Raw genomic sequence first — 14422 nt, 5'->3', positions numbered from 1 at the left:
ACTATTCTTCTTTAGTTTTTTTAACGAAAGGCATTCCGAAAGCCTTAAACAATTCTAAACTTTCTTCATCTGTTTTAGCAGAAGTCACAAAAGTAATATCCATTCCAGAGATTCTGTTGACTTTCTCAATGCTGATCTCAGGGAAGATAATCTGCTCTTGTACACCTAGTGTATAATTACCTCTTCCGTCAAAACCTTTATCAGAAATACCTTTGAAATCTCTCACACGTGGAAGTGCGATAGTGATCAAACGGTCTAAGAATTCGTACATGGTCTGACCTCTCAAAGTAACTTTAGCTCCGATAGGCATTCCTTCTCTCAACTTAAAGTTGGAAACAGAAGTCTTTGCGATAGTCGAAACGGCTCTCTGACCAGTGATCAAAGAAAGCTCTTCTACACCTTGGTCTACCAATTTCTTATCTGCTACAGCTGCACCAATACCTTTGTTGAGAACGATTTTCTCCAACTTAGGTACTTGCATTACTGAAGAGTATTGAAACTTCTCTTTCAAAGCAGGGACGATCTCGTCCACATATTTTTGCTTGATTCTTGGATTAGCCATTGATCACCTCCCCAGTTTTCTTAGAGTATCTTACTAATTTACCATTTTCACCTTCTTTGCGACCTGTTCTAGTGGCTTCACCAGATTTAGGATCTACAAGCATAAGGTTACTAATATGCATGGAAGCTTCTTTCTTATCGATACCGCCCTGAGGCTTAGCTGCTGTAGGCTTCACGTGTTTAGTGATCATATTAAGACCCTCAACGATTGCTCTACTTTTTTGCTTATCTACAGAAAGTACTTTTCCTGTTTTGCCTTTGTCATCACCTGCGATCACTTTTACAGTGTCACCAGTTTTGATATGAAGCTTTGTTTGCTTGTTCATTTTTCTTTCCATGATTACAATACTTCAGGAGCCAATGAAACGATTTTCATAAACTGCTTCTCTCTCAACTCTCTAGCCACTGGGCCGAAGATACGCGTGCCTCTAGGCTCGTCGTTGTTGTTCAATAACACAGCTGCGTTGTCCTCGAAACGGATATAAGAACCGTCTTTTCTTCTTATTTCCTTACGAGTACGCACGATTACCGCTCTTGACACGGTACCTTTTTTCATGCTGCTGGAAGATAGAGCCGACTTTACTGTCACAACGACTTTATCGCCGATGGTAGCATATCGCTTTTTTGTTCCTCCCAATACGCGGATTACCAGTACCTCTTTGGCACCAGAGTTATCCGCTACGCTTAGTCTTGATTCTTGTTGGATCATAATTACTTAGCCCTTTCAATAATTTCAACTACTCTCCAACGCTTGTTCTTACTCAGCGGACGAGTTTCGCTGATTTTCACCAAGTCACCTGGGTTACAATCATTTGTCTCGTCATGAGCCATAAATTTGGTTGTTTTGGTAACAAACTTACCGTAGATGGCGTGCTTTACGCGACGCTCAATTACTACAGTGATGGATTTATCCATCTTGTTGCTTACCACCTTACCAATTCTTTCTTTTCGAAGATTTCTCTCTATCGTAGCCATATTCTTTTTGTTAGCTAGTTATTTGGCAGCCAATGCAGTCTTTAATCTTGCGATAAAGCGCTTGGTCTCGCGGATTCTGTTAGGATTCTCTATAGGAGATATCGAGTGCGCAAACCTAAGTTTGGTTAGATTCTCCTGCTCAGCGACTAGTCGCTCGGCGATTTCACTGTTTGAAAGTGAATTGATTTCAGTATTTTTCATAGTGCTTTCTTATTCAGCGTAATCTCTACGAACAACAAATCTGGTACTTACAGGTAGCTTCTGCTGTGCAAGTCTCAACGCCTCTTTAGCTGTCTCCTGGCTCACGCCAGTAGCTTCGAAAAGGATCGTTCCTGGTTTAATAACGGCCACCCAATACTCTGGAGCACCTTTACCTTTACCCATACGAACCTCTGCGGGCTTTTTAGTGATAGGCTTGTCAGGGAAAATTCTGATCCAAACCTGTCCTTCTCTTTTCATTGCTCTCGTCATTGCGATACGAGCTGCCTCGATCTGACGGGATGTGATCCATCCTGGCTCAAGGGACTTGATGCCAAAGTTGCCAAAAGAAAGCGTATGCCCTCTTTGTGCAATGCCTTTGACACGGCCCTTTTGCATTTTCCTATATTTAGTTCTTTTTGGCTGTAACATGAGTTCTCACTTATGGGTGAAAATTAGTTATTTCTTTTTCTTCGTCTTGGACCGTCATTTCTCTTAGGACCGGCATTACGAGCACCTTTAGGCTCATTTGCAGCTCCCTGATTCGGAGAAAGATCTCTTTTACCGTACACTTCACCTTTGAAGATCCAAACTTTGATCCCGATCAATCCATAAACCGTAAGGGCTTCTGAAAGTGCGTAATCAATATCTGCTCTCAATGTGTGAAGAGGAATTCTTCCTTCTTTGTACATTTCAGAACGGGCCATTTCGGCTCCGCCTAGACGTCCAGAAAGTTTAACTTTAATTCCTTCCGCTCCCACTCTCATGGATGCTGCGATAGCTTGCTTCATAGCTCTTCTAAAAGAAATTCTTGCTTGAAGCTGCTGAGCGATCGATTCACCTACCAATTTCGCATCTAATTCAGGACGCTTGATTTCGAAGATATTAATCTGAATATCCTTGTTGGTGATATTCTTAAGTTCTTCTTTCAGCTTATCTACTTCGGCTCCACCTTTACCAATTACAACACCTGGACGGGCAGTATGTATTGTAAGAGTGATTCTCTTAAGCGTACGCTCGATAATCACTTTAGAAATACCTCCCTTAGGAATTCTGGCAAGGACGTACTTACGGATTTTCTGATCTTCGTATAGTTTTTCAGCGAAGTCTTTCCCACCATACCAGTTGGAATCCCAGCCTTTGACTACACCAAGTCTAAATCCTATTGGGTTGATCTTTTGTCCCATAGTCTGTTCTTAATTTGCCTTTTCGTTTGTTTCTACTACATCAGCGGTAACTTCTTGACCGTCGAATGAATCGACGATAAGCGTTACATGATTTGATCTCTTGCGGATTCTGTGACCTCTACCTTGAGGAGCTGGTCTTAATCTCTTAAGCATTCTACCTTCATCTACCATTACGGTTTTGATGAATAGGTCAGCCTCTTCCAGTTTAGCGTCAGGGTTTTTCGCCTGCCAGTTGGCTATAGCGGAAAGTAACAACTTCTCAAGTCGAGCAGCTCCATGGTTAGGAGTGAACTTCAATATGCTAAGTGCTAATCCTACTCTCTTGCCTCTGACAAGGTCAGCCACAAGGCGCATCTTACGCGGAGATGTAGGGACATTATTTAATTTTGCTAATGCTTCCATGATTATCTCTTTCCTTTATCTTTTTTGGCAATGTGGCCTCTGAAATTTCTGGTAGGAGCAAATTCACCTAGCTTATGACCTACCATGTTGTCTGTTACAAATACTGGAATGAACTTATTCCCATTATGCACAGCGAAGGTATGTCCTACGAAATCCGGAGAAATCATTGATTTTCTTGACCAAGTCTTGATTACCGATTTCTTGCCTGATTCGTTCTGAGCATCCACTTTCTTTACAAGATGGTGCTCGATATAAGGACCTTTTTTTAATGAACGTGCCATAATTATTTAGATCTTTTGCTTACGATGAACTTGTTTGAATACTTCTTAGGAGATCTTGTTTTCTTTCCTTTAGACAATAGACCTTTTCTAGATCTAGGGTGTCCTCCAGAAGAACGACCTTCACCACCACCCATTGGGTGATCTACTGGGTTCATTGCTACACCTCTTACACGAGGGCGAGCTCCGAGCCATCTCTTACGACCGGCTTTACCCAGTACTACGTTCATGTGATCACCATTGGAAACGGTTCCAATAGTTGCCATACACGTATTTAGTACAAGTCTCATCTCACCAGATGGAAGTTTCACCGTCACGTATTTCCCATCACGGGCTACGATCTGTGCATAACCTCCAGCACTTCTTACCATTGCGGCACCTTTTCCTGGTTTCAATTCCACACAGTGTACAATTGTACCCATTGGAATATTCACCACTGGCATCGCGTTGCCCACTTCTGGAGCAACTTGCTCACCGGAAATCACTGTTTGTCCCACTGACAAACCTTCCGGGGCGATAATGTAGGCCTTAGCACCATCTGCATAATATAGTAGGGCGAGACGTGCCGTTCTGTTTGGATCATACTCGATAGCTTTCACTACTGCTGGTACACCGAACTTGTTTCTTTTGAAGTCTACAATACGTAGTCTTCTCTTATGACCTCCACCGATATTGCGGACAGTCATTTTGCCTTCATTATTTCGTCCACCTGACTTCTTGATAGGAGCAAGAAGAGATTTTTCCGGCTTTGACTTTGTAATCTCGTCAAATGCTGGAGCTACTCTGAATCTTGTCCCTGGAGTTACAGGCTTCAACTTTTTAATTGCCATGATATAGATTCAATTAAATTTCTCCGTAAAAATCAATCACTTCACCATCGGCTACTTGCACGATTGCTTTCTTGAAAGCATTGGTAAAGCCTGAAACCACTTTAGCTTTAGTGTATCTAGATTTATGCTTTGCAGCATATCTGATGGTTCTGATAGAAACCACTTTCACACCAAACGTTTTTTCTACAGCATGTTTGATTTCCGGTTTCTTCGCAGTTTTTTCCACGATGAATCCATAAACGCCTCTTTCGTTCATGGCAGAAATCTTTTCTGTAATTAAAGGCTGCTTTAGAATATCCATTGTCTTATTTCGATAAAATGGTTTCCAACTTACTGATAGAACCTTCACAGATCACTAAGTGATCAGCATTAAGGACTTGGTAAGTATTTACATCATTTACAGTCACAACTTTTGCCTTTGGCAAGTTTCGGCTGGAAAGGAACACGTTAGTATTTTCCTCAGGAAGTACTAATAACGTCTTCTTATCTCCTAGAGACAAACCGTTAAGCAATGCCATGTAGCTCTTAGTTTTTGGAGAGTCAAATGAAATGCTTTCCAATACTGACAAGCTGTTATCTTTCACTTTATAAGTAAGTGCAGATTTTCTGGCTAGTTGTTTTACCTTTTTATTCAATTTGAAAGAATAGTCTCTTGGCTGTGGGCCAAATACTCTTCCTCCTCCTCGGAATAGTGGCGACTTGATAGATCCAGCACGCGCACTACCAGTGCCCTTTTGCTTTTTGATCTTACGAGTAGAGCCAGCTATCTCATTTCTCTCTTTAGACTTGTGCGTACCTTGTCTTTGGTTAGCCAAGTACTGCTTTACATCAAGGTAGATCGCGTGATCGTTAGGTTCGATTGCGAAGATCTCATCAGACAAGCTGATTTTTCTACCTGTGTCTTCTCCTTTTTGATTAATTACTGCTAATTCCATGGCTTACTTCTCTAGAATAACGAAAGAATTTTTAGGACCAGGTACAGAACCAGAAACCAATAGTAGGTTTTTGTCAGCGTAGATTTTCAACACTCTAAGGTTGACTACCTTTACTCTGTCTCCGCCCGTTCTACCAGCCATTCTCATTCCTTTGAATACTCTGGATGGCCAAGAACATGCACCAATTGAACCTGGGTGTCTGCCTCTGTTGTGCTGACCGTGAGTTTGTCCACCCACACCAGCAAAACCATGACGTTTTACTACACCCTGGAATCCTTTACCTTTTGAAGTTCCGATAGCATCTACGAAGTCACCTTCGATAAATACTTCACCAGCCTTCACAGTAGCTCCTAGATTTACCTGGCCTTCAAACTCGACCCGGAATTCTCTGAACTCAACAACTTTGTGCTTTGGTGTTGTACCAGCCTTTTTAAAATGACCGATTAATGGTTTTGGCGTATTTTTCTCCTTACGCTCACCATAAGCCAACTGCACTGCGTTGTACCCGTCTGTTTCAACGTTTTTTACTTGCGTCACTACACAAGGACCAGCTTCTATTAGCGTGCATGCGACGTTACGTCCATCGGCACTGAAAATGCTAGTCATTCCTACTTTTCTACCTATTATACCAGACATCTTTTATAAGATAATATAATAACCCACAGGCATTTGTCTGCCGGGGCTCCTTTTAAAGGACTGCAAAGTTACTGAAATAAAATTCTGTAACAAATCCGAAATCCTATATTTTACTATGAATATGAAATTTTTCAATTGTGACTCAGGCATTTATAGCGTCCGCATAACAACTAGAACCTCCTGAAGCAAAAAAGACCTGCTCCGAAAAGCAGGTCTTTAGTATATTAACCCAGTCCGATCAAACTTTGATCTCTACATCTACTCCACTTGGAAGCTCGATTTTCATCAAAGCATCCACAGTTTTTGAAGAGTTAGAGTAGATATCTACCAATCTCTTGTAAGTACAAAGTTGGTATTGATCTCTAGCTTTTTTAGACACGTGTGGAGATTTCAAAACTGTGAATTTCTCCTTTTTAGTAGGCAATGGAATTGGACCTACTACTACTGCGCCAGTGGCTTTCACTGCCTTTACAATCTTCTCTGATGACTTATCCACCAGGCTGTGATCGTATGATTTTAGTTTTATTCTGATTTTCTGATTCATCGCAAATATTATTTAGTCCTTCTGACCTTTTACTGTAGCAATTACACCTTCGGCAATGTTGTTAGGCACTGACTCGTAGTGAGAGAATGTCAATGAAGCTGTAGCTCTACCAGATGTGATAGTTCTTAGATCAGTAATGTAACCGAACAACTCAGACAATGGTACAGATGCTTTGATTACGGACGAAGTACCTTTGGTATCCATTCCTTTCATCAAACCTCTTCTTCTGTTCAAGTCACCAGTGATTGGACCAGTGTACTCATCAGGAGAAACTACATCTACTGCCATGATTGGCTCAAGTAATTGAGGCTTACATCTTTTAGCTGCATCTTTGAAGCCAAGTCTTGCTGCTAATTCGAAAGAAAGAGCATCTGAATCGACATCGTGGAATGATCCGTGGAACAATCTCACTTTCATAGACTCGATAGGGTATCCTGCCAATGGACCATTTTTCATGGACTCAGCAAAACCTTTCTGTATAGAAGGAATAAATTCCTTAGGAATCACACCACCTACGATCGCGTTTACAAAGTCAAGTCCTGGTTTGATCTCTCCAGTTTCTGGATCTGGATCTCTTGGACTAAGCTCAAAGGAGATATCCGCAAATTTACCTTTACCACCTGTCTGCTTCTTGTAAACTTCTTTGTGTTCAACAGAACCAAACAAAGCTTCCTTGTAAGCAACCTGAGGAGCACCTTGATTGATTTCAACCTTGAATTCTCTTTTCAGACGGTCAATAATGATATCTAGGTGAAGCTCACCCATACCTCTTAAGATAGTCTGACCAGTCTCGTGATCAGTATTTACTTGAAGTGTAGGATCTTCTTCTACCAATTTGGCGATAGCCATACCCAATTTATCAACATCCGCTTGAGTCTTAGGCTCAATTGCATATCCGATAACTGGCTCAGGGAACACCATTGATTCAAGAACTACTTTACGCTTTTCGTCGCAAAGTGTATCTCCTGTTTTGATATCTTTAAAGCCTACCACTGCACCAATATCACCTGCTCTTAGGGCATCGATTTGGTTTTGCTTGTTAGCATGCATTTGGAAAACTCTTGAGATACGCTCTTTATTTCCAGAACGGCTATTGAATACATAAGAACCGGAATTCAAAATCCCAGAATATGCTCTTACAAAACATAGACGACCTACGAATGGATCTGTAGCGATTTTGAACGCAAGTCCTGCAAATGGCTCAGTTTCATCTGGAGAGATTCTGACATCTTTATCCTCATCATCTAGATCATGTGCAATAATATCATCCTTGTCCATTGGAGAAGGAAGCAGTTCCATTACAAGATCAAGCATAGTCTGAACACCTTTATTTTTGAAAGAAGAACCACATACCATTGGCACAATCTTCATATCAATAACTGCTTTTCTCAAAGCAGTAAGGATTTCTTCCTCAGTGATTGATTCAGAATCTTCGAAGAATTTCTCCATTAAAGACTCATCGTAATCAGCAACTGCTTCTAAAAGATATTCTCTGTATTCAGCAACTTCCTCTAGCATATCTTCAGGAATCGGAACTTCTTCGAAAGTCATTCCGAAATCTTCCTCATTCCATACGATAGCCCGGTTGTTGATCAAATCAACTACCCCGCGGAATCTATCTTCTGCACCGATTGGAAGCTGCAAAGGAACAGCGTAGCTGCCAAGCATTTCCTTTACCTGCTTACAAACCTCAAGGAAGTTTGCACCGGCACGGTCCATTTTGTTTACGAATCCAATACGGGCAACTTTATAATTATCCGCAAGTCTCCAGTTAGTCTCGGACTGTGGCTCTACGCCATCTACAGCACTGAAAAGGAATACCAATCCATCGAGAACACGAAGTGATCTGTTTACTTCAACAGTAAAATCAACGTGACCGGGAGTATCGATGATGTTGATCTGGTATTTTTTCTCTCTGTAATTCCAAAAAACGGTAGTCGCAGCTGAAGTAATGGTAATACCTCTTTCCTGCTCCTGAGCCATCCAGTCCATGGTGGCTGCACCGTCGTGAACCTCACCTATTTTGTGAGATACGCCCGAATAAAAAAGTATTCGTTCTGTAGTTGTCGTTTTACCCGCATCAATATGCGCGGCAATACCAATGTTTCTGGTAAGTGTTAAATCTCTTTTAGCCATATTGATTAGAATCTAAAGTGGGAGAATGCTTTGTTGGCTTCAGCCATTCTGTGCGTATCATCTTTCTTCTTCACACCGGCACCTTCGCCTTTGGAAGCAGCGATAATTTCGCCAGCAAGTCTGTCCATCATTGTTTTCTCACCTCTTCTTCTGGCGTAGCTGATCATCCATTTCATTCCCAATGCAACCTTTCTGTCAGGACGGACTTCCATTGGAACCTGGAATGTAGCACCACCAACTCTACGACTCTTCACCTCAACGGATGGAGAAATATTGTTTAGCGCTTTTTTCCAAACTTCAAGACCATTCTCACCTACTTTGGATTCTACCTTTTCTACTGCATCGTAGAAAATTCTGTAAGCAATACTCTTCTTCCCATCGACCATAAGATTGTTCACAAACCTAGTTACTAGGGTGTCATTGAACTTTGGATCAGGAAGAATATATCTCTTCTTTGGTTTCGCTTTTCTCATTTTTTCTAAATGTTTTTATTATTTTTTCTTTGCCGGAGCTGCAGCACCTTTGCCTGCCTTCGGTCTTTTAGCACCATACTTAGAGCGACCTTGCTTACGGTCTTTAACTCCTGCGGTATCTAGTGCACCTCGGATGATGTGATATCTCACACCTGGAAGATCTTTCACACGACCACCTCTGATCAAGACGATCGAGTGTTCTTGTAGATTATGACCTTCTCCAGGAATGTAAGCATTCACTTCTTTTCCGTTGGTCAATCTCACCCTCGCCACTTTTCTCATTGCAGAGTTTGGCTTCTTAGGGGTTGTAGTGTATACTCTGGTACAAACTCCTCTTCGCTGTGGACATGCGTCCAATGCTCTAGATTTTGATTTGGTCTCCAGTGTAGTTCTACCTTTTCGTACTAACTGTTGAATAGTAGGCATTAACTGATAAAATTTAGTTTTCCCGTAAACTGTTAAATTTTGGACTGCAAAGGTAAACAAAGTAATAAGAGTAACAAAGCTAAGCAGTTATATTTTTGCTATGCTTCTCCAGGGCTTCCAAAGCTAATTGGAAATTGTGGCGCTCCACCCGATTGATTTATCTTCCCAAAGGCTGCTTCATACTTCTCAATATTATCCTTCAGCGCTGAAAGCAATCGCTTCGCATGGTCTGGGGTTACGATAATCCGTGATTTTACTTTCGCCTTTGGAACCCCTGGCATCAAGCGAATGAAATCAATCACAAATTCAGAATTGGAATGTGCAATCATCGCCAAATTAGAGTAAACTCCCTCAGCTACTTCTTCTGAAAGCTCAACATTAATCTGCTGATCTCCTTTTTTTTGTCCGTTGTCGTCTTGCATATTTTATATAGATTAAAAAAAGGCCTGTCGTGAAACAGGCCTTTTGAATTAACTTATTAGAAAATTACAGGATTGCTTCGCTAGATCTTTTAGCTGTACGCTCCATGTTTTCTGAAAGCTTATCATATTCTTCCTGAGAACCCACAATCATCGGCTGCAATCTTCGCTGACCAGTACCGGCAGGAATCAAGTGACCAACAATTACGTTTTCTTTCAGACCTTTCAATTCATCTCTCTTACCTCTAATCGCTGCCTCGGAAAGCACCTTAGTAGTCTCCTGGAAGGAAGCTGCAGAGATAAATGATTCAGTACCCAAAGATGCCGCTGTGATACCCTGAAGTGTAGGCTTAGAAACCGCAGTCTCCGCATCACGTACTTGTACCAACTTAAGATCCTTACGCTTCAAGCTAGAGTTCTCATCTCTCAATCTTCTTGCAGAGATAATCATACCTGGCTTCAACGTAGAAGAATCCCCTGCATCCATGACCACCTTACGGTCAAGAATATTATCATTCTCTTCTCTGAATGCCCACTTATCAACTACCTGGTTCTGAAGGAATCCGGTATCACCAGCATCAAGAATTTCAACTTTCTGCATCATTTGAGATACGATCACCTCGATGTGCTTATCGTTGATTTTTACACCTTGAAGACGATACACTTCCTGGATCTCATTTACCAAATACTCTTGAACAGCAGTTGGGCCTTTGATAGACAAGATGTCGTTAGGAGTGATTGCTCCATCAGAAAGTGGCTCACCAGCTCTGATAAAATCATTCTCCTGAACCAATATGTGCTTAGAAAGAGATACCATGTATTTCTTAATTACTCCATCTTTGGACTCAATGATGATTTCTCTATTACCTCTCTTGATACCACCGTAAGATACTACACCATCGATTTCAGAAACTACAGCCGGATTGGATGGGTTCCTTGCTTCAAATAGTTCAGTTACTCTTGGAAGACCTCCAGTAATATCTCTTGTCTTACCTACAGATCTTGGGATTTTTACCAAAATCTGACCTGATCTTACTTTATCTCCTGCTTCAATTGCCAAGTGAGCTCCTACTGGAATATTATATCCTTTAGACTCTTCACCATAGTTTACAATGATCGCAGGGTTCTTAGTTCTATCCTTAGTATCGATAATTACTTTTTCACGGAAACCTGTCTGATCATCGGACACTTCCTTGTAAGTAACTCCTTCCACAATTGCTTCAAATTCAATTTTACCGTCAAATTCAGAAAGGATAACTGCGTTGTATGGATCCCACTTACATAGAGTCTGGCCCTTCGTAACTTTTTCGCCATCTTTCACATTTACAATAGCGCCATAAGGAGCATGATTAGACACTATAGTCTTACCTGTCTTAGAATCATTGATCTTGATTTCACCGGATCTACCCATGACCACCGTCACCGGCTCGCCATCTTTATTTGTAGTCTCAATTAATCTCAACTCCTCGTCAAATTCCACTACACCGTCGAACTTCGCGATTACACTGGCTTCTACTGCCATGTTGGATGCTGTACCTCCTACGTGGAAAGTTCTCAATGTAAGCTGCGTACCTGGCTCACCAATAGACTGTGCTGCAATAACACCTACTGATTCACCTGTCTGTACCATATGCCCAGAAGAGGTTAGGTTTCTTCCGTAACATTTACCACAAACCCCTCTACGAGTCTCACAGGTCAATACAGATCTGATTTCAACTTCGTCGATACCAGATTCGTCGATCAATTGAGCAACCTCATCAGAGATCATAACACCTGATTCCACAATTAACTCGTCTGAAACAGGATGGAATATATCATGTACAGAAACTCTGCCTACAACACGCTCAGAAAGAGGCTCTACGATATCATCGTTATCTCTCAATGGCTGTACCATCAACCCTCTCAAGCTACCACAATCGTCTTCTGTGACAATCATATCCTGAGCTACATCTACCAGACGTCTAGTTAAGTAACCAGCATCAGCTGTTTTCAATGCAGTATCGGCAAGACCTTTACGTGCACCGTGTGTAGAGATAAAGTACTCCAATACATCCAGACCTTCTTTGAAATTGGAAAGGATCGGGTTTTCGATGATTTCACCGACAGAGCCTTGAAGGTTCTTCTGTGGCTTAGCCATCAAGCCTCTCATACCACCCAACTGACGAATTTGTTCTCTGGAACCACGGGCTCCGGAGTGCATCATCATGTAGATCGCATTGAATCCTTGCTTATCCTCTTCCATCTGCTTCATCAGATTATTAGTCAAATGAGAGTTGGTACGAGTCCAGATATCAATTACTTGATTGTATCGTTCGTTGTCCGTGATTAGACCCATTAGGTAGTTGTTCCATACTTGGTCAACTTCTTCTTTGGCCTTGGTAATCATCGGCTCTTTTTCTTCTGGGATAATTACATCATTCAGACCCATCGAAAGACCACCTTTGTAGGCCATCTGGAATCCAAGGTTTTTGATATCATCCAAGAACTGAGCTGTACGTGCCATTCCACATACTTTAACCACTTTGGCAATAATCTGCTGAAGTTTTTTCTTGGTCAAAAGCTCATTTACATAACCTACTTCTTTTGGCACAAACTGGTTGAAAATCAATCGACCAGCTACGGTCTCAACGATTTCATCCTTATAACCTCCATCTTCGGTTCTTAGTTGTACTTTACATTTGATGTTCGCATGTTTGGAGATTTGCTCTTCATTCATGGCGATAATCACTTCCTCAACACTGTAGAAAGTCATTCCTTCACCAGCCACAACCTCATCAGGAGTAGATTTCTTACCCTTAGTCACGTAGTAAAGGCCCAACACCATATCCTGAGACGGTACAGTAATTGGAGCTCCATTCGCTGGGTTAAGTATATTGTGCGATGAAAGCATCAAAGTAGAAGCTTCCAAAATAGCCTCGTGTCCAAGAGGTACGTGAACCGCCATCTGATCACCGTCAAAATCGGCGTTGAATGCAGTACATACCAATGGGTGAAGCTGAATAGCTTTTCCTTCTATTAGTTTTGGTTGGAAAGCTTGGATACCTAGTCTGTGAAGTGTAGGAGCACGGTTAAGAAGCACAGGATGCCCTTTCAGTACATTTTCCAAAATATCCCAAACCACTGGATCTTTACGATCCACGATTTTCTTGGCAGATTTTACAGTCTTCACAATACCTCTTTCGATCAGTTTTCTGATGATGAAAGGCTTGAAAAGCTCAGCAGCCATATTTTTAGGAAGACCACACTCGTGAAGCTTCAACTCTGGCCCTACCACGATCACAGAACGACCGGAGTAATCCACACGCTTACCAAGCAAGTTTTGACGGAATCGACCTTGCTTACCTTTCAACATATCAGAAAGAGACTTCAAGGCACGGTTTCCATCGGATCTTACCGCATTTACTTTTCTAGAGTTATCGAATAGAGAATCTACAGCTTCCTGAAGCATTCTTTTTTCGTTTCTCAAAATCACCTCTGGAGCTTTGATATCTATCAATCTCTTCAGACGGTTGTTTCTGATAATAACTCTTCTATAAAGGTCGTTTAGATCGGAAGTCGCAAAACGACCACCATCCAAAGGAACCAAAGGACGCAATTCAGGTGGGATAACCGGAACCATACGAACGACCATCCACTCAGGGCGGTTTTCGATTCTAGTTCTAGCATCACGGAATGCTTCAACTACTTTAAGTCTCTTAAGTGCTTCTGCTTTTCTCTGCTGAGAAGTATCAGTTGCAGCCTGATGACGAAGTGAGTATGAAAGATCATCAAGATCAATTCTTGCCAATAGCATCTCCAACGCTTCAGCACCCATTTTGGCGATGAATTTGTTAGGATCCTCATCGTCAAGCATGTGGTTTTCCTTAGGAAGCTTGTCCATGATATCCAAGTATTCATCTTCAGTCAAGAAGTCCAAGTACTGAACTCCCTCTTCTGCTTTGATACCTGCCTGAACAACAGCATAACGCTCGTAATAAACGATCTGATCAAGCTTCTTAGTAGGAAGACCAAGAAGATAACCGATTTTATTAGGAAGAGATTTGAAATACCAAATATGAGCAACCGGTACTACCAGTTCGATGTGCCCCATTCGCTCTCTTCTTACTTTCTTCTCTGTAACCTCTACACCGCAGCGATCACAGATAATACCTTTATACCTGATGCGCTTGTACTTGCCACAATGACACTCCCAATCCTTTACAGGACCAAAGATTCTCTCACAGAACAAACCACCCATTTCAGGCTTGTAAGTTCTATAATTGATGGTCTCTGGCTGGGTCACCTCACCGTTTGAGCTATCCAGAATAGATTCTGGGGAAGCCAAACTGATGGTGACTCTGGAAAAATCATTGTTAAGTTTTTTATTTTTTCTGAACGCCATAGTTTTTTGAAAGATATGTAAAGGGCTCTTGCGAGCCCATT

At 41.6% G+C, this 14422-nt stretch carries 19 protein-coding genes; all 19 read right to left on the bottom strand.

Annotation, left to right across the window (positions count from 1 at the left end):
* Window position 1: 1 nt before the first annotated feature.
* The 19 genes from rplE to rpoC all read right to left on the bottom strand — a co-directional run bounded on the left by rplE (window position 2) and on the right by rpoC (window position 14381).
* Window positions 2–562 (bottom strand): 50S ribosomal protein L5, encoded by a 561-nt coding sequence (rplE, locus tag ACPUEN_RS18070; RefSeq protein ID WP_086539684.1) that lies wholly within the window; start codon window positions 560–562, stop codon window positions 2–4.
* Window positions 555–899, bottom strand: a complete 345-nt coding sequence (gene rplX, locus ACPUEN_RS18065; RefSeq protein ID WP_091692114.1) for a 50S ribosomal protein L24 — start codon at window positions 897–899, stop codon at window positions 555–557. Before rplX ends, rplE begins: the two co-directional genes overlap by 8 nt.
* 2 nt (window positions 900–901) lie before the next feature.
* Complete coding sequence (gene rplN / locus ACPUEN_RS18060) at window positions 902–1270, bottom strand: 50S ribosomal protein L14 (RefSeq protein ID WP_348274829.1); 369 nt, start codon at window positions 1268–1270, stop codon at window positions 902–904.
* Between the two features lie 2 nt (window positions 1271–1272).
* The gene (gene rpsQ, locus ACPUEN_RS18055) at window positions 1273–1536 is read right to left on the bottom strand and encodes a 30S ribosomal protein S17 (protein ID WP_111611455.1); all 264 of its coding nucleotides are present in this window, start codon (window positions 1534–1536) and stop codon (window positions 1273–1275) included.
* A gap of 18 nt (window positions 1537–1554) precedes the next feature.
* A complete protein-coding gene (gene rpmC, locus ACPUEN_RS18050) occupies window positions 1555–1737 on the bottom strand; it encodes a 50S ribosomal protein L29 (RefSeq protein ID WP_086500279.1) in 183 nt (60 codons plus the stop codon).
* Between the two features lie 9 nt (window positions 1738–1746).
* The gene (gene rplP, locus ACPUEN_RS18045) at window positions 1747–2166 is read right to left on the bottom strand and encodes a 50S ribosomal protein L16 (RefSeq protein ID WP_111611454.1); all 420 of its coding nucleotides are present in this window, start codon (window positions 2164–2166) and stop codon (window positions 1747–1749) included.
* Between the two features lie 23 nt (window positions 2167–2189).
* Window positions 2190–2921, bottom strand: coding sequence for a 30S ribosomal protein S3 (gene rpsC / locus ACPUEN_RS18040; protein ID WP_086500275.1), 732 nt, complete (start codon window positions 2919–2921; stop codon window positions 2190–2192).
* Window positions 2922–2930: 9 nt separating this feature from the next.
* Window positions 2931–3323, bottom strand: coding sequence for a 50S ribosomal protein L22 (rplV, locus tag ACPUEN_RS18035; RefSeq protein ID WP_425637339.1), 393 nt, complete (start codon window positions 3321–3323; stop codon window positions 2931–2933).
* A 2-nt stretch (window positions 3324–3325) separates the two neighbouring features.
* Window positions 3326–3604 (bottom strand): 30S ribosomal protein S19, encoded by a 279-nt coding sequence (gene rpsS, locus ACPUEN_RS18030; protein ID WP_057939455.1) that lies wholly within the window; start codon window positions 3602–3604, stop codon window positions 3326–3328.
* A 2-nt stretch (window positions 3605–3606) separates the two neighbouring features.
* The gene (gene rplB / locus ACPUEN_RS18025) at window positions 3607–4431 is read right to left on the bottom strand and encodes a 50S ribosomal protein L2 (protein WP_111611452.1); all 825 of its coding nucleotides are present in this window, start codon (window positions 4429–4431) and stop codon (window positions 3607–3609) included.
* Window positions 4432–4444: 13 nt separating this feature from the next.
* Window positions 4445–4732 (bottom strand): 50S ribosomal protein L23, encoded by a 288-nt coding sequence (gene rplW / locus ACPUEN_RS18020; RefSeq protein ID WP_086500264.1) that lies wholly within the window; start codon window positions 4730–4732, stop codon window positions 4445–4447.
* Window positions 4733–4736: 4 nt separating this feature from the next.
* The gene (gene rplD / locus ACPUEN_RS18015; protein ID WP_425637338.1) at window positions 4737–5366 is read right to left on the bottom strand and encodes a 50S ribosomal protein L4; all 630 of its coding nucleotides are present in this window, start codon (window positions 5364–5366) and stop codon (window positions 4737–4739) included.
* Window positions 5367–5369: 3 nt separating this feature from the next.
* The gene (rplC, locus tag ACPUEN_RS18010) at window positions 5370–6002 is read right to left on the bottom strand and encodes a 50S ribosomal protein L3 (protein ID WP_091692120.1); all 633 of its coding nucleotides are present in this window, start codon (window positions 6000–6002) and stop codon (window positions 5370–5372) included.
* Window positions 6003–6240: 238 nt separating this feature from the next.
* Window positions 6241–6546 (bottom strand): 30S ribosomal protein S10, encoded by a 306-nt coding sequence (gene rpsJ / locus ACPUEN_RS18005; protein WP_008203035.1) that lies wholly within the window; start codon window positions 6544–6546, stop codon window positions 6241–6243.
* A 12-nt stretch (window positions 6547–6558) separates the two neighbouring features.
* Window positions 6559–8682: an elongation factor G gene (gene fusA, locus ACPUEN_RS18000; RefSeq protein WP_425637337.1), complete on the bottom strand. Its 2124-nt coding sequence runs from the start codon at window positions 8680–8682 to the stop codon at window positions 6559–6561.
* 5 nt (window positions 8683–8687) lie between these two features.
* On the bottom strand, window positions 8688–9155 hold the full coding sequence (gene rpsG, locus ACPUEN_RS17995; protein ID WP_111611448.1) for a 30S ribosomal protein S7: 468 nt from the start codon (window positions 9153–9155) through the stop codon (window positions 8688–8690).
* Window positions 9156–9173: 18 nt separating this feature from the next.
* Window positions 9174–9581, bottom strand: a complete 408-nt coding sequence (gene rpsL / locus ACPUEN_RS17990) for a 30S ribosomal protein S12 (protein WP_092894640.1) — start codon at window positions 9579–9581, stop codon at window positions 9174–9176.
* A gap of 98 nt (window positions 9582–9679) precedes the next feature.
* Window positions 9680–10003 carry a DUF3467 domain-containing protein gene (locus ACPUEN_RS17985; RefSeq protein ID WP_111611446.1) on the bottom strand — a complete coding sequence of 108 codons (324 nt, stop codon included), beginning with the start codon at window positions 10001–10003 and terminating at the stop codon, window positions 9680–9682.
* A gap of 64 nt (window positions 10004–10067) precedes the next feature.
* Window positions 10068–14381 carry a DNA-directed RNA polymerase subunit beta' gene (gene rpoC, locus ACPUEN_RS17980; protein ID WP_425637336.1) on the bottom strand — a complete coding sequence of 1438 codons (4314 nt, stop codon included), beginning with the start codon at window positions 14379–14381 and terminating at the stop codon, window positions 10068–10070.
* Window positions 14382–14422: the final 41 nt, after the last annotated feature.

Source organism: Algoriphagus yeomjeoni, assembly GCF_049821175.1.
Classification (GTDB): domain Bacteria; phylum Bacteroidota; class Bacteroidia; order Cytophagales; family Cyclobacteriaceae; genus Algoriphagus; species Algoriphagus yeomjeoni_A.
The sequence above is the reverse complement of the archived record's forward strand: the minus strand, read 5'-3'. Positions and strand labels throughout refer to the sequence as shown.

Coding starts and splice junctions, on each gene's coding strand:
- rplC (WP_091692120.1), bottom strand. CDS start 6,002: ATGTCTGGTATAATAGGTAGAAAAGTAGGAATGACTAGCATTTTCAGT.
- rplD (WP_425637338.1), bottom strand. CDS start 5,366: ATGGAATTAGCAGTAATTAATCAAAAAGGAGAAGACACAGGTAGAAAA.
- rplX (WP_091692114.1), bottom strand. CDS start 899: ATGGAAAGAAAAATGAACAAGCAAACAAAGCTTCATATCAAAACTGGT.
- rpsJ (WP_008203035.1), bottom strand. CDS start 6,546: ATGAATCAGAAAATCAGAATAAAACTAAAATCATACGATCACAGCCTG.
- rplB (WP_111611452.1), bottom strand. CDS start 4,431: ATGGCAATTAAAAAGTTGAAGCCTGTAACTCCAGGGACAAGATTCAGA.
- rplP (WP_111611454.1), bottom strand. CDS start 2,166: ATGTTACAGCCAAAAAGAACTAAATATAGGAAAATGCAAAAGGGCCGT.
- rplN (WP_348274829.1), bottom strand. CDS start 1,270: ATGATCCAACAAGAATCAAGACTAAGCGTAGCGGATAACTCTGGTGCC.
- ACPUEN_RS17985 (WP_111611446.1), bottom strand. CDS start 10,003: ATGCAAGACGACAACGGACAAAAAAAAGGAGATCAGCAGATTAATGTT.
- rpsG (WP_111611448.1), bottom strand. CDS start 9,155: ATGAGAAAAGCGAAACCAAAGAAGAGATATATTCTTCCTGATCCAAAG.
- rpsQ (WP_111611455.1), bottom strand. CDS start 1,536: ATGGCTACGATAGAGAGAAATCTTCGAAAAGAAAGAATTGGTAAGGTG.
- rpoC (WP_425637336.1), bottom strand. CDS start 14,381: ATGGCGTTCAGAAAAAATAAAAAACTTAACAATGATTTTTCCAGAGTC.
- rpsS (WP_057939455.1), bottom strand. CDS start 3,604: ATGGCACGTTCATTAAAAAAAGGTCCTTATATCGAGCACCATCTTGTA.
- rplW (WP_086500264.1), bottom strand. CDS start 4,732: ATGGATATTCTAAAGCAGCCTTTAATTACAGAAAAGATTTCTGCCATG.
- rpsL (WP_092894640.1), bottom strand. CDS start 9,581: ATGCCTACTATTCAACAGTTAGTACGAAAAGGTAGAACTACACTGGAG.
- rpmC (WP_086500279.1), bottom strand. CDS start 1,737: ATGAAAAATACTGAAATCAATTCACTTTCAAACAGTGAAATCGCCGAG.
- fusA (WP_425637337.1), bottom strand. CDS start 8,682: ATGGCTAAAAGAGATTTAACACTTACCAGAAACATTGGTATTGCCGCG.
- rplE (WP_086539684.1), bottom strand. CDS start 562: ATGGCTAATCCAAGAATCAAGCAAAAATATGTGGACGAGATCGTCCCT.
- rpsC (WP_086500275.1), bottom strand. CDS start 2,921: ATGGGACAAAAGATCAACCCAATAGGATTTAGACTTGGTGTAGTCAAA.
- rplV (WP_425637339.1), bottom strand. CDS start 3,323: ATGGAAGCATTAGCAAAATTAAATAATGTCCCTACATCTCCGCGTAAG.